The sequence below is a fragment of the Pseudomonas sp. NPDC098740 genome (assembly GCF_044760065.1).
Lineage (GTDB): Bacteria > Pseudomonadota > Gammaproteobacteria > Pseudomonadales > Pseudomonadaceae > Aquipseudomonas > Aquipseudomonas rossensis.
Genome location: NZ_JBIWAM010000030.1, coordinates 1 through 19,730, shown reverse-complemented (window position 1 = coordinate 19,730; position 19,730 = coordinate 1). Strand labels below are relative to the sequence as shown.

Sequence of the window (19,730 nt, the reverse complement as noted above, 5' to 3'; positions counted from 1 at the left end):
TGAGCGAGCGCAATGTACCCGTTGGTGAGAGGTCGTGGGGTGAAGAAAAATTCATGTCGATGAGTGCCCGCCGTTTCACGCCCTGAGACACGCCTAAGGCAAATGATCCGCCGCAAAGTCCGCTTCCGAGCGTGTCCGCAAACGGCCCTTGCGGCAGGCCTGCTGGAATCGTTCGAAGTCACGCTCATTCTGCTCGGTGTAGCTTTGTGCATACTTGAACAGCGCGTCGGCCAACGCATCGCTCTTGCCGATGTAGCCGCTGATGTGTGCGGCGTTTCCCGACGATTTGGCGTGGGCGCGAGCCAACGCGCGGCCACAAACGCGTCCGTAGGCGGCAAAGGTTTCAGCGTCGAACGTCTCGAGTTCAGCCGAGACTTTCATGTCGCGCAATTGGCGCACATAGAAGTGTCGCCCGCTGGGGCCGGTGGTCCAGCCGAGGAACAGGTCACTGGCCGATTGCATCAACCGTTGGCCATCGACCACGCGCTGACCGTTATGCCGCACCCGCAATTTAGTCTTCACATAATCGGCAAGCACTGAGCGCCGTGCTTCCTTGAATTGCAGGAACAGCGGGAACTCCTGATCATCGGTCAGCAGGGCCACCAGGCATCGAGTCCCGACGCTGCCCACACCGACCACTTTGAACGCCATGTCCTGAACGTGAAAACGCGCCAACAGCTCACGACGGTCGGCTTGCAGTGTGCCGGGATAGTCGCGCATGAACGCGTCGTAAAGCGCACGCCAGTTCGACAGGCGCAGCCAGTCGTCGTCGGCATCCAGCAGCGTGGTGTTTTCGTGTAAATGGAAAATTTCCGGCAGGTCATCGCGAATGATCAGTCGGCCATGTGCGTCACGTTCACTGATTTTCGGTAGCAGTTCAGCATGGGTACGCCGTTCGGCTTTTTCGATGGCGCGCTCTACATGCTCAAGTGTCGCTTTGCTCGCCTGCTGCCGCAGATCGCGGTAACTGATGGACTCGTACCAGGTTTCCATGGCGCTTTGTTCGGCGCATTCGAGCATGGTCTGCTGGTAGGCGCCGACCACCTGGCGGCAGACCGTTTCTTCGACCGTGTCGCCATGGCGCAGGTCGCGCGCCGCCACCACGAAACTTGCCACCAGCCGTTTCAAGTCCCACTCCCAAGGGCCGGGATGGGCTTCGTCGAAATCGTTGACACTGAACAGCAGATTGCGTTCCGGCGTTGCAAAACCGCCGAAGTTCATCAGGTGACTGTCGCCGCAGATGGGCGATACCAGACCCATGCTGGATGTTCCGGCCAAGTCATGGGCTTGCAGCAGCGCGTTGCCGCGATAGAAGGTGAACGGCGAGACCAGCATGCGGCCGTAGCGCAACTCGACCAGCGACGTGATCCGGCCTTCACTGGACGTTTTGATCAGCGGCAGCGGATCGCGATTTATTTTCCCTATGGCCGCCTGCGAACTGCGGGTGCAGTTCTTGCGAGCATCCTTGCCTTGCTTCAAACGGTCTTTGAGGGAGGTCATGTGGGCTCGTATGGTGAGTGTTTTAGACGTGTGAGAGGTGAGTGTAGAAGGGCTTCGGGTCTTCATCCGAAGTGTTTTGGCTTTGACCGTGGGGGCGAACGGGAGCAACTCACCAACGAGCATCCTTCAATACTCAGTCGTCCCCAAAGCCCTCAAAACCCACCCGGCCTCACCAGGCATCAACGTGTACTGAACCTGCCGAATTTTCCCTGTCCTGCCCGCGTCGGCATCCGTGCTGTCATAAACCGGGAACCGCTGCACCAACGCATTTTCCACCACGGCAAACTCATCCTCGCCGTGGTAGCCCACCGCTATTTTTGGGTTCTCGTTCACAGGTGGTAGATAAATCTCGCTAAGTGACTTCTTGCGATTGGCAGCGTAAGCAATGAGCTCGCCCGGCATCCCGCGCCCCGGTGACCTGATGAATACGTAAATCTCTGGAGAGCCATTGCGATCAAGGTCGGCGACCTCTGCTCGGACGATGGTGCCGGTGAGGGGGCGTACGATCTCTGAGTTATCGATTTCCAGACCTCGGGGTGCAATGCGCAGAGCACGATTTCCATCGGCCGACACGCTCGTCACGTGAAAGCCAATGCCCTGCAATTCAAGTGTCTGGTCGAACGGCTGGTTGCTGTCCGTCGCATTACCCGAGCTCAGGCTTAATGAAAGGCTGTAGTTGGCCACTTCATTGCGCCGAGCAGCGTTGCGCATCAGGTATACCTGAACCGTATATTCGCCATCGGCGGGCAATGGTCCCAGAAAGTGATTGCCCATGATCGATCCGTTAAACAACGCATAGTCCGCACCTTTCGCGGTGATGTTGAAGTAGGCAGAGGTGTTGGAAGACTTGAAGTCCACGGTCATCATTTGGCCGGCCTTCGCGTTTAGGCGGTACTGCGCGGTGAGCGGGCCTTTGATGGAACGGGCGGATCTGACGGTGTCGAAGCCCTTTTTGAAGGTGACCTGCTCGACATGAGGAGCGATCTCGGTGGCGGCGTGTACTGGCACAGAAACCATGGCGGCCAGGACGGCTGCGATCCATACGTTCATGTTGATCTTCCAGAGTTCGTTGGTTGCTCAAGCGGTTGCAGGTAAACCCGCAGCATAGGTCCGGTTGCGTTGAATCGCCGACTAATACGTTGATGACAGCTCACTCGATTTGAGCGTGTGCTTGAAATGATGCTTCCAAAGCCTGACACCAACTCTCCTGTCAGGCCTGCTTTTGCCGGGGAGGGTGATGCTGCCTACAGAAATGACCAAACCCCAGATGCAACAAAACCCGCACTTGGCGGGTTTTGTTTTGCTTCGTATTTGGTGGGCCGGGGTAATTTGAATCCGATCGGTAAGATATTGATTTATAACATTTATATCTTTTTTATTTTTGATTGGAATACCAATTGGAATACTGCACTCCACTTGACCACCCGCTTGCATTCGATCTTACCAGAACGCTTCGTAACCATGATTGGCAGTGAACTGCCTATAGCTGCCGATTGCAGCCAGTCACAAAGGGCCGCAGTCAACCCATTGCTGCCATTCAACATCGGCAGAGAGCGGCCAAAGGCATTCATTCGGCTGAAAGGCTAGTCATGTAGCCTCCTCAGGGCGAGGTAAAAATCCTCAAATCCACATCTAATTCATCCGCAGTGCTTAGCCAATCCTCGATAAGCTGAAAGGCTTGAATACTCTCGGGCGAAGACTTGAGTGGATTTCCCATGCTTTTGATGAAATGGTCACTGGAAAATGAATTTCCGCCAACGATCCAGATCTCTTTTTTACATCTCATTGATTTTCTTCGTTCGCAGATAAGATCCCAAACTCGCTCAGAAAGAGAGCCGTCAGGTGCTACCGGATGATTAATCTGACCATCGAATAATCTATAGCGCGTCCTGAGCGGATAAGTTGCATCATTGGAGGGCCAGCATCCATTCCACGTTTTGTAATTTCCCGGTTTTATATTTTTGTTATTAGAAACAAGCATATGAATATTTTTGATCGCTTGACTGCCGACCTCGGCGAGAGCACCTGCTGATGATTTTGGATTGAGGGTGTCGCCACACTTGACATGAACGAAACATAGCCTCTCAGGGGATGACAAAATGAAATCGCCCGGCTCAACGCCCATATCGCAGCAAAGCACGAGATCACAACCAGGTATGAACTTGGCGAACGGCCCCAGCTCGCCGTGTGGCGTGCCTGAATTCCCATATCCCTTTAGCCTGTCGATGAGATGGAAAATCGAGTCCGTATCAAAGCTGTCTTTGGTGGTTCGAAAATATTTGTGATCCCGGACGTGACCTTTCTCCTTAAGATTTTGGCTCCGCATCTCTGGAAGTGGGAACAGCGACGCCCCCGCGAAACTTTGTTCTGCCTCGATTCCCCGCTCATAAGGAAGTGCCAATCGGTAAAAACTTCCTCCTAGATACGTGACCCCATCCTCATACAGAACTTTTAATCGATGGCCAAAATTTAGATATTCCACTACCCATTCATGATCAGCCCTTCCTTCAGAAACACCAGCGAGCTGGACTTCGAAACATGAAGCGTCGTCCGAGTACGTGAAAGCTAGTTCCACCAACTCACCATGCGCATGGAAGCTGATTCCATCATTGAAGTCTACGTAAAGAAACTCTGCATGGATCTCGCCCCGGCCAATCTGCGTAGGTCCATCGAGTTCATTGAAATCCAGCAATACGGAAAGAATCTTTGTATCCGGCCTTTCGGCTATCGGTTGCGCGTAGGACTTGATAAGCCGTCCAGCATTGCCTCCTGCCTCGATGCATTCGCTGACCACGTCGATCCATTGAGAAAGATCATACAGCGTGAAATTGGATTCCTTCTGATCGACCACTCGGCCTGATCTGGCGCCAATGTAGTAACTGCTGTCTTTCTTGCCGTCCAGGCCAATATTGTCGACTTTCACCATCGTTAAGGCGTATCTGGAATTGCTCTGATTACTACGACTTCCATCTAGGTTTTGTCCCTTTAAAGCCACAGACTCCGGACGTCGTACAGCTTGGCCAATAGCTCGGGCGTGAGTCTCCTTGACCTGATGAATCGCAGTCCTGGCCGCTAACGCAGTAAGCTTGTCGATATGGATGGCATTACGAAGCCGATATTGCTCTTGGTTGTAGTATCGCCCGCCGCCGCTATCGAATATTGCTACACCTGCCCCCATCTCCTTTACGACAATTACATGAAGTTTTGGCTCAAAAAACAGCTTGTTAGAAAAGAATTTTGAGCTATTAAACGACACGTAGACCATGACTTTTAGGTCGAGGACCTCCTCATAGCTCTTGACCAAAGCCCCGGATCCATGAAGCTCCCAGTAGAGGCGATCCATAAGTAGGGACAGGGAAAATTCTTCCTCCTTCTGCACGAAGCACACCGAAGCGTGAGGGATTTTGATGTCGTCCTCAGGAACTAGCTCATTGAGATCCACTCGCTCCTTGAATTTGCCATCGAAATAGCTGTACTTAGGGAAGCTATCGAGGAAGGACTCGATTAGGTAACTCGTACTGAGAGACTTTACGAATTCTGACGCTCCTCCACTGGCGAGATAATCGTCAAATTTTTGGTAGCCATCCCACATCCCCTCATTCGCCCCCCGGCTAAGATCCAATACCAAGGGCCGCGCTTCCCCGTAACGCCGGACGATCCGGCCGACGGCCTGTACCAGCTCTCGCCCACTACCCAACTCGTAGGTCAAGACCAATAATTTGGCTTCGGGAATGTCTATGCCTTCGTCAAGCTTGTGCTGGTGGATGATTACCCTGAGGCCCTCAACTTTAAGCGCTCGTCCAACCCGCTTAAACTTATTTTTCTCGTCCTCATTTTCCAAACGCTCATGGACACTTGCGGTGCAAAAAAATGGAGCTATTAGGTCGTGATATCTCTCGATTTCCTCAAGACTCCTGCACTTAACGATGCATTTTAGACTGTCGTCGACTTCCAAATAGTCCGTAATCTTCGCGAGCATTTTCGCTTCATCGGCAATCTGCTCATATAAAGGCTCCGAAATTACTCCATCGGCTACAGCGTCTTTGAACGTAAACACATAGAAGTGGTCTGTACTCACGTTTAATTCAAACAGGTCATTCCTATAAGGCGTCGCGGTAATCACCACCTTCATAGCGGAAGATTGTCGGATTATTTCTCGCCAAACGGGTGACGGCTCTGAATGGCCTTCATCAACGATAATTAAATCGAAGTCTTGCTGAATTTTCCCAAGAGCCTCATCTCCGATAAATGTTAGTTTCTGAAAGCTGGTTATATAAACACCATCACCTTGCCCGAAATCAGAATCCCTGAAAGTTTTCTTAAGTTTGAAATTCGAATCATTGATTGTGATGCGAAAGAATTTTTTAGAAATCTCTCGGAAAAGTTGATCTTTCACTGCTTTGCGGTGACATATAACAAGGACTTTAGCTGCACTCGAGAGATGGGATATAAGCGAAATGACACCCGTTTTTCCCGCGCCGGTGGGCAGATTTATTAAGAAGGCCTTGTCCGCTTCATTTTCCTCGGCATACTTCACGAAACTTCGCACCGCGCCGAGTTGGCAGTCTCTTAGTTTTGCTTTCGCTGAATCCAAATACTCGAGAATTTTCACAACGTTCGTCCATGTCGTAGTAGGGCGCGTTCGTAATGCCTCTGCCTGCTAAAGCAGTGCCTCAGCAGGCGGGAGTGTCAAAATGCCATGACTAACAATATCTTGATACTAAGTGACGGTAAAGTGAGCGATTACAACCGCACGGGAGCAAGAGGTCGATGCTCACTCTTGCTTCTCATCATGTACGGCTTCGCACTTAGGTACCAAGCTGTTCAGTTGTCCGTGATGCACTGCTCTGCACGAAAGGGGGCAACGTGGGTTTCTCCAGGCGGAGCCCCTGAGTAGTAGAGCTTCGATAAGTCATCAAGGCTGCAAGGTACCAACGTGTTGCTCCATTGATCCGCGATCGCAGTGATTCATATGAACTTTCCTGATTTTTCTCCGGCAAAAGACCAGCTTTTTTGGCGGTTTTTGCTCTTCGTTGGTCCCTGTTTTTGCATTGAGTAGACGGCGAAAAAAACTATCAAGTAGGACCTGCCATTTGAAAGTATGTCGTATGTTCTCTTATGGCAGTTGGGAAGCTCAGATCCTAGGCAGGCACTAGGTACTTTGATTCTCTCATTACCCAAATGCAGTCAGCTTGGCTGGTTCAGCGATGTGGTGGCGGCCGATTTGGTCAGCGGCCTGCTGACCAAATTGCACTCGACACAGACTCTTCGCTCACTCATCGTCGAAATAATCACGGTCCAATGCCGGAAGCCTCAGCAGTCGTGAGGTAACCCCGACCTCATGATCCATCATCAGATTCACCAGGCGATTACCGTCCACCAGAACGATTCCGTCAACAGACTTGGCAAAATCAATAGCGTGGGCGGTGAAGCCGGAAGTGGTGATGAATACGCCGCGCTTCGCTTTCTGTCCTGCGAGGGCTCCATAGAACGCTTGCAGCTCAGGACGGCCGACCGTGTTTTGCCAGCGCTTGGCCTGAACGTAGACCTTCTCAAGCCCCAGTTTATCGAGAGAGATAATGCCGTCGATACCAGCGTCGCCTGAGCCTCCGACACGCTGTAGATCATTGCGACTGGCGCCGTAACCCAGGCGGTGCAGTACATCCAGCACAATCACTTCAAAGCGATTGGGGGTCACCTGCAACAGGTTATCAAGCAAATCGGCGGCGGTAGCTTCGCGTAATTCTTGCAACGCCTGCTCAAGACGGTCATCGGGGCTAGCGGTGGCTGAAGTGACGTCAGGCTCAATTTGAGCCTGATCATCCAGTGGGGCGGCATCGGTTGCGACTTTCAGCTTCACATCCATATAGCCAATAGCCAAATGCTCCACTTCATTGTGAGGGAGTGGCGCAGCGTTCTCTTTTGCGTAGCTGATTCCAGCGTCAGTCAGCTTCCAATAACCGCGCTTCGCGCTGCTAGACAGGCCTGCACGTTTGAGTCGGTCATGCGCCCAACCTGCGCGGTTTTTGTAGGTCGCCTGACCGCTGGCGATCAGTTCCTGCCGTTGCTCTTCGGTCAGGTGCAGCGTTTTCGCCGCAGCTTCCTGGGCATCCCGCGTAGGCGCGCCTTCTGGCTTGGTCGCTAAAAAACGCAGCACTGGTTCGATGAACTGGTCGTAAGTGGGAACGGGCATTTTGCCTTCCTTTGGCGGAGGTATTTATTGGGGGGAGTCACCTGAGCAGCTTGCAGGAGTAGGTGAAATCTCGGCAGACCAGCTGAGCAGTCTCGACGAACGTAGTGGGGTATCCTATGGCATTTTTTGCACGGACATCTTTCAGGTGCTTCGTTGCACCCAATTAGCACTCCGTTCGACGTTGTGACAGGAACCAGAATACCTATGGCAAGCGCCAAATTAACACTCGCACGGCTTGAAAATCTGTTGCTGACAGCCTGTGATGACCTACGTGGCAACATGGATGCCAGCGAGTACAAGGAATACATTTTCGGCATGCTGTTCCTCAAGCGTGCCAGCGATTTGTTCGATCAGCGGCGCGAAGAGATTGCCGCAGAAGGCAAGGCCAATGGTCTGAGCGAGAATGACATCAAGGCCCACCTTGAGGACCCTGATCAGTATTCCGGCAAATATTTCTTCGTACCGGAGCGGGCTCGATGGAATCAGGGCTGGGTCGATAGCACCTGGAATCTGCACCCAGCTCTCAAACACGTCAAAGAAAACGTTGGCACGGCCCTCAATAAAGCTCTTGAAGCATTGGAAGAGGCCAACCCTGAGGCTTTGCAGGATGTGCTCAAACACATCAACTTCAACAAAAAAATCGGCCAGAACACGCTGGATGACGACACACTCGTCAACTTTATTCAGAACTTTGAAAAAATTCCGCTGCGCGACGAAGACTTCGAATTCCCAGACCTACTGGGCACCGCCTATGAATGGCTGATCAAACACTTTGCCGACTCTGCAGGCAAAAAGGCTGGCGAGTTTTACACTCCGGCCGAAGTGGTGCGTATCTGTGTTGAAATCTGTGACCCCCAGGAAGACATGAGCGTGTACGACCCCACTGTGGGATCGGGCGGCATGCTAATCCAGGCACGTGATTACCTGCGCGAGTGTGGTGCCGATGCCTCCGAGCTGGCGCTGTTTGGTCAGGAAAAGATGGGCACCACCTGGTCTATCTGCAAAATGAACATGCTGTTGCACGGTATCTCTCACGCGGTGATTCGCCAGCAAGACACCTTGCGCGAACCGCAACACCGAGATGAGCGAGAACATGACCATCTCAAGCGTTTCGATCGCGTGCTGGCCAACCCTCCGTTCAGCCAGAACTACATCAAAAAAGACATCAAATTCCCAGGGCGCTTCCCGGTGTGGATGCCCGAAAAAGGCAAAAAAGCAGACCTAATGTTCGTGCAGCACATGCTGGCCGTGCTCAAAAATGATGGTCGGATGGCGACGGTAATGCCCCATGGCGTGCTGTTCCGCGGTGGTGAAGAGCGTGAGGCACGCAAATACTTTATTGAAAAGGGTTATCTCGAAGCAGTAGTTGGCCTGCCGAGTAATCTTTTCTACGGCACTGGAATCCCTGCCTGCATTTTGGTGCTGAATAAGGCCGGGGCGGCTGACCGTGACCATGTGCTGTTTATCAACGCCGACCGTGAGTACCGCGAAGGCAAGGCCCAGAACCACCTACGACCCGAAGACATCGATAAGATCGTGCACGCTTATCGGGCCGGGCAAGATATTCCTGGCTACGCACAGCGTATTCCGGTGGCTGACATTCGTGCGGAAGACTTCAACTGCAATATTCGACGCTATGTGGACAATGCTCCGCCGCCCGAGCCCCATGATGTGCGGGCCCATTTGCACGGCGGTGTGCCGGTCAGCGAGATCGATGCGCTGGAACACTTCTGGCAAAACTATGCCGGTCTGCGTGACAGTTGTTTTGTACCCCGCGCCTTGCCGGCCACCGGTGTGGCTTTTGCCGATTTCTCGACTGAGCTGCGAGATAAACGCGCCATTGCCGAGTACGTTAACGCACACCCTGGAGTCACTCAGCGGCAGGCCCAATTTATGGCCGAACTGCACAGTTGGTGGCACCAACACCTGCCCATCATCGAAGCGCTGGCGCCAGACACTACGAATCGGCAAGCTCGCACCAACAATGTCTACCATATGCGTGCCAACTTGCTGGATAGCATCGAGCGCACTTTCGCTGCTCAGCACTTGCTGAACCGTTATCAAGTGCGCGGTGCCTTCGCCAACTATTACAAGCTGCTGGCCGCCGATTTCAAATCTATCGCTGCCAGTGGTTGGGGGCCGGAATTAATTCCGAATGAGGATATTTTGCAAAGCCAGTTCCCCGAAGTGTTGGCTGAGCTTGAACAACAGCACAACCGCCTGGCCGAGCTGCAAGCGTTGTTCGCCGCAGCGGGCGAAGAGGACTTTGAGGACTCGGACGACAGCGGCGTGCTGCCAACCGATGAGGTGAAAACCCTCAAGGCGAGTCTGAAGGAGGCTCGTGGTTTGATGAAACTAGCCAAGCGCGATGGCGGCTTCGGTGACTGGAAAAGTCACCAAAGCGAGGTAGAACGCATTGAGAAACAGCTGGCTCGCCATAAAGCGCTGGAAGACGAAGCTAAAAGCCTTAAGGCCTTGATCAAGGCAACTGAGCAGAGCCGCGATGATTTGGTGGAAAAAGCCCGTGAGAAAATCAGCAGTGACGAGGCACGCGTGGTGATTGTTGAGCGGCTGGGCAAAATGTTGCTCGAAAGCTACCGCCAATATCTGCGTGCCGATCTGCGGGCTTGTGTGGCTGCGATTGAAAGATTGTGGGGCAAATATGCGGTCACGGCTGGGCAAATTGAGATGGAGCGTGATGAAGCGTCGAAGGCGTTGCGCGCCTTTTTTGTGGAGCTAGGGTATGAGTGAGACTGTGCCTGCTTTTTGGAGTGAATTGTCGCTTTCAGAGTTGTTAGTTAGTGATTCTTTCTTCTGTGATGGTGACTGGGTAGAAAGCCGAGATCAGGATGTTGAAGGGACAAACCGACTAATCCAACTTGCGGATATTGGGGATGGTCGATTCCTCGATAAATCCAACCGTTTTATGAATGACGCTCAGTTTGCTCGTCTTCGTTGCACAGCTCTTAGCCAAGGTGATATTTTAATAGCTCGAATGCCTGACCCTATTGGTCGCGCTTGCATTTTTCCAGCTATGAATATGCGCTGCGCGACCGTTGTTGATGTTGCTATTTTGCGCAATGCAAAAGCAGACCCGTTGTGGTTGGTGGCGGCAATTAACTCGGATTCTTTTCGGAGAAGTATAGAAATAAACTCATGCGGAACTACTAGGACACGAATTTCTCGGAGTTTTTTATCAGGCTTGAGATTAATTGTCCCTCCTCTAGAAACACAAAAAAGCATTGCGAAAGTCATTGGGCGTATAGATACGGTCATCGAAAAAACCGAAGCCTTGATTGCTAAATACCAGCAGATTCAGACCGGTTTGATGCATGACTTGTTCACCCGTGGTGTGCTGCCCAACGGCCAACTGCGCCCTTCTCACGATGAAGCGCCGGAGATGTACCAGAGAGCGGCAATTGGATGGATTCCGAAGGAGTGGAAGCTCAAAGATGCTTCTATGGTTCTCGAGTCGGTTGCTGATGGCCCATTTGGTTCGAATCTAAAAACAGAGCACTACGTTGTCGATCCTGGCGTCCGTGTTGTTCGACTGCAGAATGTAGTCAAACATGAGTATAACGATGGAGATAAGGCTTACGTATCAGGTAGGCATGCGGCTTTTTTGGTCAGAAATAAAGTTGTTGGGGGTGATGTCTTGATAGCAGGGTTGGGGGAGGATCGTTACCCGGTTGGTAGAGCGTGTACATATCCAGAGTATTTACCTCCTGCAATCAATAAAGCAGATTGTTTTCGCGCTCGGTGCGTAAGTGGAGTGATGCAGAACAAATTTTTCATGTTGTTTTTGAATAGTGAGTTAGCGCGGCGACAGATTAGACGGTATGAGCAAGGTGTCACTCGGCCGCGAATCAACACCGGAAACTTGAAACGGTTGATTGTTGGCGTGCCGAGCATCAATGAACAGATTGCTATTATTGAAAGATTTGAAGCTGCTCAAGCGAATATCCATAGACAGCAAGCGAGTGTTGAAAATCTAAAGGCCCAAAAACTCGGCTTAATGCAAGACCTTCTCACTGGTAAAGTCCCCGTCATGATCAATGCCCCGGAGACCGCCGATGCCTGACAAGCTGCCCATCAATCTCAATGACCTGCTGCGCCAACGCATGGTTGAAGGAGAACGTATCGAATACAAGGTGGGCTGGAATCCGGACGCCATTCTTCGCACGCTTTGCGCCTTCGCCAATGACTTTGAAACCTGAGCGGCGGTTACGTGGTGATTGGGCAGGATTGTGATACCAACGGTTAGTCGCTATTTTCTCCGATGGGCTTGGCCGACAATCAGCTGAATAAAATTCAGCAGGAATTGCTGGCGGCCTTCAGTTGATTCAGCCGGCCTACTTCCCAGTGCTAAGTGTGGAACTGGTCGAAGGCCGCAAGCTGATCGTGCTATGGGTGCCGGGCGGGCAAAACCGGCCTTATAAGGCGCCGGTGTCAGTGACGGCCAAGCAGAAAAGCTGGCGCTACTATATTCGTCGCTATAGCAGTACGGTGGAAGCTAAGGATGAGACCGAGCAGGAGCTGTTGAGTCTGCCTGCCATTGCGACCGGATGCCTAGAAATGACATTGCCCGAGCAACCCAACAGTCGGTTGCAACGCTACCGCCTCACCGCCACAGGCCAGCACTGGTTGCAGGCCAATAGCCAAAGAAGCACACGATGAGTGAGTACAGCGAAGTCGAACAACCCTTTTTGCAGCAGCTGGCCGAACAGGGTTGGAAAGTGATAGACCAAGGAACGGGTATTCCGCAGAGCGCACACGGAAGCTTGCGTACTAACTTTCGCCAATGGTTGCTGCCCGAAGTATTCAATAACGCTGTCCGGGAGAACAACCGCACGGATGAAGGCCAGCTCTGGCTGACTGATCGCCAGCTGGAAGATTTACGCAGCCAATTGCTGCGCCATCCCAACCGCACCCTGCTGGAGGCGAATGAAACGATCCAGGCCTTGCTGTTTAAAGCGCAGGTAGATGTCAATGAACTGACCGGCGAAGCTGATCCTGTGGTGCGACTGATCGATTTCAAAACGCCTGAGAATAATCAGTTCCATGCTATCAATCAGTTCCGTATTGATACTCCCGGGTGCGTAAAGGACTTCATCGTTCCGGACATTGTTCTGTTCGTGAATGGCATCCCCCTCGGAGTTGTGGAGTGCAAAAAAGCCTCTCAAACCTGCGCCAATCCGATGCAGGAAGCCTTCGTGCAGCTTCAGCGTTATATGCGCAAACGTCCGGAATCCCAAAGCGCTGGGCTAAAGGAGGGTGAACCGGCCCTATTCCATAGCAACCTGCTACTGATTCGCAGCAGTGGTTTGCAAGCAGACTACGGCACCATTACCTCAGAGGCGGAGCATTTCTATACCTGGAAGACGCTCTATCCGCAGGACGATGCGGCCCTCGAAGGATTAAACCCGCAGCAGCAACTGATCGCTGGGATGTTGAGTCGAGCCAACCTGCTGCAGATTCTGCGCACTAGCTCAGTTGTGATGGATACAGATGGCGGCCCTCGGGTGAAGGTGGTATGCCGCTACCAACAATTTCGCGCGGCGAACAAAGTAATGGAGCGCTTGCGTAACGGCACTACGGCCATGGCGCGCAGTGGTGTGATTTGGCACACCCAAGGCTCGGGGAAATCACTGACGATGGTGTTTCTGGCGCGGATGCTGCGAGCCAGCCGCGATCTCGCGGACTACAAGATCGTGCTGGTCAATGATCGGCAAGATCTAGAAGAGCAGCTTGGAAAAACCGCTACGTTGATTGGTGGCCGGGTTAATGTGATCGAGAACCGTCAAGCGTTACGCCAACATCTGGCGACCGGCAGCTCCGACATCAATATGGTCATGGTGCACAAGTTTCAGGAACACAAACAGACCTTGAGTAATACCGTGGCTGAGGCGCTGGGCACCTACCTGGCCATACCGGCAGGCAAGACCTTTGGTGTGGTGAATCCTTCAGAGCGGATCATCCTGATGATCGACGAGGCGCACCGTACTCAAAGCTCGGACCTGAGTGAAAACCTGTTTGAGGCTTTTCCCAATGCCACTCGCTTGGCCTTCACCGGCACTCCGTTGCTGACCGAGCGCCACGGTGAGCGCAAAACCCGCAAACGCTTTGGTGAGTACATCGACACTTACCGGCTGATGGATGCGGTCAAGGATGGTGCCACCCTGCAGATTTTGTACGAAGGTAAAACGGCCGATAGTGCGCTGAATGAAAAACATGCGTTTGATGAGGCCTTTGAAGACCTGTTCCGCGACCGCAGCGAAGAAGAGCTGCTGGCGATCAAAAAGAAGTATGGCGCTACCGGCGACATCCTGGAGGCCGAGAACCGCATCAACGCGATTGCCCGCGACCTAGTTAAGCATTACGTCGACAACATCTTGCCCAACGGTTTTAAGGCACAGGTGGTGTGTCATTCCAAGCTGGCCTGTGTGCGCTATCAAGCAGGTATCAAAGCGGCGTTGTCCGACCGTATCAAACAAGAACAGGCCCGGACACTGCCTGACACAGAATTGATCCGACGGCTGAGTTTTTTGAAAACAGCCGTCGTGGTGTCGTCAGACGGCACTAACGAGGCGGCGTTCATCACTGATGCACGCAAACAGGCCGTGCGGATGAACGCGGTTGATAATTTTTGCCGTAGTTTCGATTTTGACGATCCGGACAAAGAGCACACAGGCATCGCGTTTCTGATCGTCTGCGACATGCTGCTGACGGGCTTCGATGCGCCCATCGAGCAGGTGATGTACATCGACAAGAAACTGCGCGAGCACACCCTGCTTCAAGCTATTGCCCGTACTAACCGGGTCAAGAGGGGCAAGCAGCGCGGCTATATCGTCGATTACATCGGTTTGGCCAACCATCTGACCGATGCGCTGACGCTGTACGCGGCCAGTGATGAGCTACAAGAGCTGCAGGACGGTATGCAAAACATTACCTCCGAGTTGCCGGTGTTGGAGGAGCGTTATCAGCGTTTACTGCAACATTTCACAACCTTGGGTGTGAATAACATCAAGGCCTTCGTCACGGGGGCTTTACTCACATTGGATGCGGATGCAAGGGTGGTGCATGACGCCGTCAAGGCCCTGAAGGATGAAAAACAACGGGCGGATTTCGAGGTTTACCTCAAGAAATTTTTGATGAGCTTGGACATCATTTTGCCTCACTCGTCTGCACAGCTCTACCGCGTCCCCGCCAAGCGTTTTGGTTATATCCTGCAAGTCACCAAGGAGCGCTACAAAGATTCCAGCCTCGATTTGGGCAGCGCAGGTGAAAAAGTGAAGGCGTTAATCAACGAGCACTTAATTAGCCTGGGCATTAACCCCAAGATTGAACCGGTGGAGCTATTAGCCGAGGACTTCCTGGAGAAACTCAATGCTCATGCTGGTAAAAACAGTGAGGCCAAAGCCAGTGAGATGGAGCATGCCATCCGCAAGCATTGCACTGTCCATCATGATGAGGATCCATCCTTCTTCAAGAGCCTATCGGAAAAGGTTGATGCCCTCATTGAGAAGCACCACGACGAGTGGGATTTGTTAGCGGAAAAATTGGCCGAACTTAGAAACCAAGCTATCGCCGGCCGTCAGCAGGGCGAAGAGGGGATGAGTAAGGAGGTGACGACCTTCTACGAGCATATCGTCCAGGTTGGCTTTCCAAACGGCACAGTTGAAGGCGGGGATAAACCCAAGTTCAAAGCATTGATGGGCGTTACGGTGGAGATTTTGCAGGAAACCATTGCCAGCATTGATTTCTGGCAAAATCCGGACAAACAAAAACGTGTTCGAGGACTGCTCAAGGCTGAAATCACCAAAGCGGGCATTGAGGAACTCAAGCAGAATCGTGAGCGCGTGGCAATCGAGGTCATGAAGTTGGCCAAGAACCGTCATGATGAACTAATCCGAGCCCTGCGCCGTGGAGACGCATAAATGCAACTTCGTCAGGTTCGAGACATCGAGTATCAGTTACTGCCAGGCTCAGACCGCCAGACTACAGATATCGTAATTGAGCGAGATGGTTTGATCACAGTGCGCCCGCCCAGGCGTATGACCCCTGAGCAAGTGGATGAAACCGTACTCAGCAAACGTATGTGGATCTATCGCAACCTTGCCGATTGGCGTGACCTCAACGCCACTCGCGTGACACGTGAGTGGGTCGGTGGGGAGTCTTTTCTGTATCTGGGCAGCAGCTATCGCTTGCAGCTGGTGCAAGAGCAGGATGAGTCTCTGAAACTCAAGGATGGACGGTTCTGCCTTTTGCGGTCCGTTGTAGAAACGGGGGGGCACGAACTTGCGCAGGAGATCTTTGAATCCTTCTATAAGGAAAAAGGTCTTGCCCGGCTGAGCAAGCGGGTCGCTTTCTTCGCCAGCAAGGTGGGGGTGACGCCGGGCAATGTTCACGTCAAAGATATCGGTTACCGCTGGGCATCCTGTCTGAAAAACGGAGATTTGCATTTTCACTGGAAGTGCCTGATGGCTCCGCTGACCATCATTGACTACATAGTCGTTCATGAGCTGTGTCACTTGCATCATCGTGATCATTCTGATGCGTTCTGGAATGAGGTCGACAAGGTGCTACCCGATTATCGCGACCGGAAGGAGTGGCTGCGGGGGCGTGGAGCTGGTCTTGACCTTTAACGAGTAAGCGAAGAATTGCCTTTGCATGCACGTTGCCATCTCAACTTTCCCCAGACGTCTAACTATCAGCAGTACGCTCTGGCGGTAGCGGCTCCTATGGCATGGTCCTTCAGGTGCTTTCACGACTTACGCACAGCCTACGGCTGTAAACGCTACGAACGTATGACTGGCCACCTCACCCCAGGTCAGTTACTGGCCGGATTTTCCGCCAGTAAAGAGAGCTCTAAGCGCCAGCAGCAGCCAAAACGACGCTCTTACACCAAGACTTTCAAAGCCAAAATCATCCAGGAATGCGCCCAGCCGGACGCCTCTATTGCCAGCGTGGCCTAATACCACGGGATCAACGCCAATCTTTTACATAAGTGGATCCGCCGTAGGCCCCAAGCGACGAACAGGCCAGCGTGCTGCTAGGGCGCGTCCAAGCCCAACGTGCGGCCGAGCCGAAAACCAAAAGAGATTGTAGGTCAGTCGGCTAGGCTAATATCCGGCACGCCCTTCGTCCTCGCTAGCCTCCCAATAAAACGTAAATAGCACCAACTGCTCCACCGGTTCATAAAACATCATTATCAGATCCGCCCCCCAACTCTGGTAATGATGTGCGGGCACGCTTGCCACGTGATGAAACAGACGGCCAGCGGGGCTGCGCGGGTATCCCGCTGTGACTCCGTTCTTCTCGCTTTCCACATAACTAAGCGACAGGCTGGAACTCGGGAATTTTGAGAAGTCCGCCACACCGCCAATCTGCTCAACAAACGTCATCGGCTCAACGTCGTACAGGGGGACTCTCTCCGCTAACGCTGATGGGAAGAACAGGCGCCCCGAGTCGTGATAAAGTTTTTTGGCCGCCTCATAGGCAGCTTTCTGATCAGCATACAGCGCAAGCAAACTTTCGCGCGCGCCCTCATACGGGTCGCCCAATTGCTCGTTATCCGCATGGAGGAAGAAATAGCGCGGGTCTCCCATCAGGCGGTACCGCCCTTCCTCGACCTTGAAGCCAATCCAGTTAGTATGCAAAAGCATGGAATGCCACGGGGTATCTTCGGTCGCTTGGCCCACGAATTTATGTTCTGTCGGCTCCAACGGTCCCAGCATGGTCAGATACCCAGACCACTCGCGGTTAACCACATTGAGGTCAATACCAAAAAACGGTTGCAAGTGCTCGATGAGGTCGGCCTGATCGGGCACGAAAACCGTCTCGGGCGCCGGGAACGGGTACAGCCCATAAGGTACCTTCCTATAATCCGGCCAGCGCTGCTCAATCTCACGGAGAACATCCCCGGCCTCAGGGTCTTTGTCCAACCCTTTCTTGTAAACGCTCAATAGGGCTTGCGCCGCATCAAAATGTTCCGGACTAAGCTGCCCCAGCTCATCTGCGGCCACGGCATATCTGTAAGGTCCACGCATCGACAGTACGATCGACCGTAAACATTTAGCGGAGGCACTGTGGTCATTGACGAGCACGTCCTTGTATCTGAGAAAGGGGGATTCGCTCATGTTTGGTCGTCCGTAGCCCAAGTCTGTGAATGCCCTCCACATTGCTGCCGGAGAGACTGTTGAGGGACTTTACGTCCCGTGGCACAGATGCAGCAACCTTGCATGCCACTCCCTAACTATCATTCATCCACTCAGCGGTTACAAAGATGAAACCTAGCTGCGTACTTAGCAAAACCAATCGGCCCCATCCCCACCGCTCAGCGGGCTGTTTCCTATCCGTCTCCAGATCAGTAGGGCCGTGAGCCGATAGTAATAGCGGGTAGCCTTGGAACGACCCTTGAGGTGTTGCGCAAAAAACCAACGCAAATGCTTGAGCTGCCAGGTCCAGGGATTGTCTCGTTGCCATCGCTGTTGAATCACCGCTTGCATGATTCGGGCTTGCCGTATATGCCGTTGCTGTGTGACCTTCGAGCCGGTTAGTACACCGCTCAGGAACAGTTCCATATCGAAGGGCTTGGTCACGCTCGGCCACCGATGTAGGCCGACACCACATCGATCCGGTGGTGTCCGAGCTCGTAGCTGATCTGCTGACGCGCCTGTCGATCTAGTTCGCGGTCAATGCGATAGCAGTGACCACCATTGACCGGCGCGGCGTGTCCAGTGAGCTGCTCGTAACGCTCGCAGGCGTAGGCTGCTCGCAGTTCATGAAAGCCCTTCAGCTCCTGTTCATGCAGCGCGTCGCGGGCGGGGAGTACGGTCTGTTGCAGGAACGCAGCGTAGCTTTCGTCGCGGGCCAGCAAGTTGCGGCTGCCGGTTGGCGACGCATGACGAGCCAACTGCAGCGCCGCCTTCACCTCTTCATTCGCCACGACCCATCGCGGCGCTGACGCGCCTGAGCGGCCGCCTTTGGTGCCGTCCTGGATGTTGATGCGGCCGAGGCGCTCGGCTTCGCGTTGCAAGCGTGGCAGGTCAGCCAGGATCGCCTCGCGCAGGCGCATACCGGTTTCTCGAACCAAACGGACAATCGCCGCCACCCGCTCATGTTGCCGTTCGCCAAGCACCTCAAGCACTCGCCGCACCTGTTGGCGGTCTTGGCCATCCGGTGAACGGGTGCGTACGGTCGAGCGCTGCTGGCCTAACGCCTGGCTCGGACTGGCGATCCTCACGTCCTGATCACCGCGCAGCGCAGCGAGGGTGCGGTTGACGCTGCTCAGGCGGTTCTGCGCGGTAGCGATGCAGAGTTCACCTTGCTGGATCTGCTGGCGCAGGTAAGCGGCGTAGTCTTGCAGCGTCCGTCGATCGATCTGACGTGCATCGTTGTAACCGGGGCCTCCCTCGGAACGACACCAACGCACGAACGCTTGCCAGCGATCGCTATGCGCTTTGACCGTGGCGAAGTGGCCACCGGCAAACAAATCCACTAGTGCTTGCGGGCCGGCATAACTTAGCTGGCGGCCGTAGCCAAAGTTGCGACCATCACGCCGACCGACCAGAGCCATCGTCATCACCGTTTTCGTTTGTTTGCAGAAAGAGCAGCAGGGCTTTCCAGTGAGAGCTGAGCCTGTCCACCTGCTGCCAATGTGTCGGACGGATCAGGAGGGTGTTCTCGTGGTGTTGCAGCAGTGCCCCTTCCTCACGCAGTTGCTCGATCAGCAGGGCGAGGTTGGCAGGGTCTAGAGGTGGTGTGGCGACAGCGGCGACAGTGGTGACAACCCGTGTCGTTTCTGGCCTAGCGCGTGGCGACAGGGTGGCGACAGAGACGGCGACACGCCGCGATTCTGGCTGTGGTTGATGTTGCGCCTGGTAGCGGCGCACCGCGTCATTGAGGCGGAACATGGCGGACCTCGAAGGTTCTTCCATCGCGACTGCTCAACCAGCGATGAGTGATCAGTACGACCAATAAAGAGGCGGTATGGTCAGCGCTCTTGCGGGCAAAACGAGGGCCGTTGCGATTGATG

15 protein-coding genes are annotated in these 19,730 nt (G+C 53.5%); 7 read left to right on the top strand and 8 right to left on the bottom strand.

The window, feature by feature from the left end; all coding sequences use genetic code 11:
* Positions 1–93: 93 nt before the first annotated feature.
* Both ACIQU2_RS25605 and ACIQU2_RS25600 read right to left on the bottom strand, forming a co-directional pair.
* The gene (locus ACIQU2_RS25605) at positions 94–1,500 is read right to left on the bottom strand and encodes a DUF2252 domain-containing protein (RefSeq protein WP_403144880.1); all 1,407 of its coding nucleotides are present in this window, start codon (positions 1,498–1,500) and stop codon (positions 94–96) included.
* 126 nt (positions 1,501–1,626) lie between these two features.
* The gene (locus ACIQU2_RS25600; RefSeq protein WP_403144877.1) at positions 1,627–2,550 is read right to left on the bottom strand and encodes a hypothetical protein; all 924 of its coding nucleotides are present in this window, start codon (positions 2,548–2,550) and stop codon (positions 1,627–1,629) included.
* 117 nt (positions 2,551–2,667) lie between these two features.
* Here ACIQU2_RS25600 and ACIQU2_RS25595 point away from each other — a divergent pair, with 117 nt between their 5' ends.
* Positions 2,668–3,087: a hypothetical protein gene (locus ACIQU2_RS25595; RefSeq protein WP_403144874.1), complete on the top strand. Its 420-nt coding sequence runs from the start codon at positions 2,668–2,670 to the stop codon at positions 3,085–3,087.
* A gap of 13 nt (positions 3,088–3,100) precedes the next feature.
* On the opposite strand, the gene ACIQU2_RS25590 is transcribed toward ACIQU2_RS25595, so the two are convergent.
* Together ACIQU2_RS25590 and ACIQU2_RS25585 are read right to left on the bottom strand one after the other, a co-directional pair.
* Positions 3,101–6,112, bottom strand: a complete 3,012-nt coding sequence (locus ACIQU2_RS25590; RefSeq protein WP_403144871.1) for a DEAD/DEAH box helicase — start codon at positions 6,110–6,112, stop codon at positions 3,101–3,103.
* 660 nt (positions 6,113–6,772) lie between these two features.
* Positions 6,773–7,693: a restriction endonuclease gene (locus tag ACIQU2_RS25585; protein WP_403144869.1), complete on the bottom strand. Its 921-nt coding sequence runs from the start codon at positions 7,691–7,693 to the stop codon at positions 6,773–6,775.
* A gap of 204 nt (positions 7,694–7,897) precedes the next feature.
* Here ACIQU2_RS25585 and ACIQU2_RS25580 point away from each other — a divergent pair, with 204 nt between their 5' ends.
* The 6 genes from ACIQU2_RS25580 (at position 7,898) to ACIQU2_RS25555 (ending at position 16,338) form a co-directional block, all read left to right on the top strand.
* Positions 7,898–10,444 carry an N-6 DNA methylase gene (locus tag ACIQU2_RS25580; RefSeq protein WP_403144867.1) on the top strand — a complete coding sequence of 849 codons (2,547 nt, stop codon included), beginning with the start codon at positions 7,898–7,900 and terminating at the stop codon, positions 10,442–10,444.
* Positions 10,437–11,774: a restriction endonuclease subunit S gene (locus tag ACIQU2_RS25575; RefSeq protein WP_403144864.1), complete on the top strand. Its 1,338-nt coding sequence runs from the start codon at positions 10,437–10,439 to the stop codon at positions 11,772–11,774. The genes ACIQU2_RS25580 and ACIQU2_RS25575 overlap by 8 nt, the downstream gene beginning before the upstream one ends.
* Positions 11,767–11,910, top strand: a complete 144-nt coding sequence (locus tag ACIQU2_RS25570) for a helix-turn-helix domain-containing protein (RefSeq protein ID WP_403144861.1) — start codon at positions 11,767–11,769, stop codon at positions 11,908–11,910. The genes ACIQU2_RS25575 and ACIQU2_RS25570 overlap by 8 nt, the downstream gene beginning before the upstream one ends.
* A 154-nt stretch (positions 11,911–12,064) precedes the next feature.
* Positions 12,065–12,370, top strand: a complete 306-nt coding sequence (locus ACIQU2_RS25565) for a helix-turn-helix domain-containing protein (RefSeq protein WP_403144858.1) — start codon at positions 12,065–12,067, stop codon at positions 12,368–12,370.
* Entirely contained in the window at positions 12,367–15,630 is a 3,264-nt protein-coding gene (locus ACIQU2_RS25560; protein ID WP_403144855.1) for a type I restriction endonuclease subunit R, read from the top strand. Before ACIQU2_RS25565 ends, ACIQU2_RS25560 begins: the two co-directional genes overlap by 4 nt.
* The gene (locus ACIQU2_RS25555; protein ID WP_403144853.1) at positions 15,631–16,338 is read left to right on the top strand and encodes a M48 family metallopeptidase; all 708 of its coding nucleotides are present in this window, start codon (positions 15,631–15,633) and stop codon (positions 16,336–16,338) included.
* Positions 16,339–16,815: 477 nt separating this feature from the next.
* On the opposite strand, the gene ACIQU2_RS25550 is transcribed toward ACIQU2_RS25555, so the two are convergent.
* The 4 genes from ACIQU2_RS25550 to ACIQU2_RS25535 all read right to left on the bottom strand — a co-directional run bounded on the left by ACIQU2_RS25550 (position 16,816) and on the right by ACIQU2_RS25535 (position 19,608).
* Positions 16,816–17,832, bottom strand: a complete 1,017-nt coding sequence (locus ACIQU2_RS25550; protein WP_403144851.1) for a hypothetical protein — start codon at positions 17,830–17,832, stop codon at positions 16,816–16,818.
* 165 nt (positions 17,833–17,997) lie between these two features.
* Positions 17,998–18,294 carry a hypothetical protein gene (locus ACIQU2_RS25545; protein WP_403144848.1) on the bottom strand — a complete coding sequence of 99 codons (297 nt, stop codon included), beginning with the start codon at positions 18,292–18,294 and terminating at the stop codon, positions 17,998–18,000.
* Complete coding sequence (locus ACIQU2_RS25540; protein ID WP_403144939.1) at positions 18,291–19,271, bottom strand: integrase domain-containing protein; 981 nt, start codon at positions 19,269–19,271, stop codon at positions 18,291–18,293. The genes ACIQU2_RS25545 and ACIQU2_RS25540 overlap by 4 nt, the downstream gene beginning before the upstream one ends.
* Entirely contained in the window at positions 19,249–19,608 is a 360-nt protein-coding gene (locus ACIQU2_RS25535) for a hypothetical protein (protein WP_403144846.1), read from the bottom strand. Before ACIQU2_RS25535 ends, ACIQU2_RS25540 begins: the two co-directional genes overlap by 23 nt.
* Positions 19,609–19,730 lie beyond the last annotated feature (122 nt).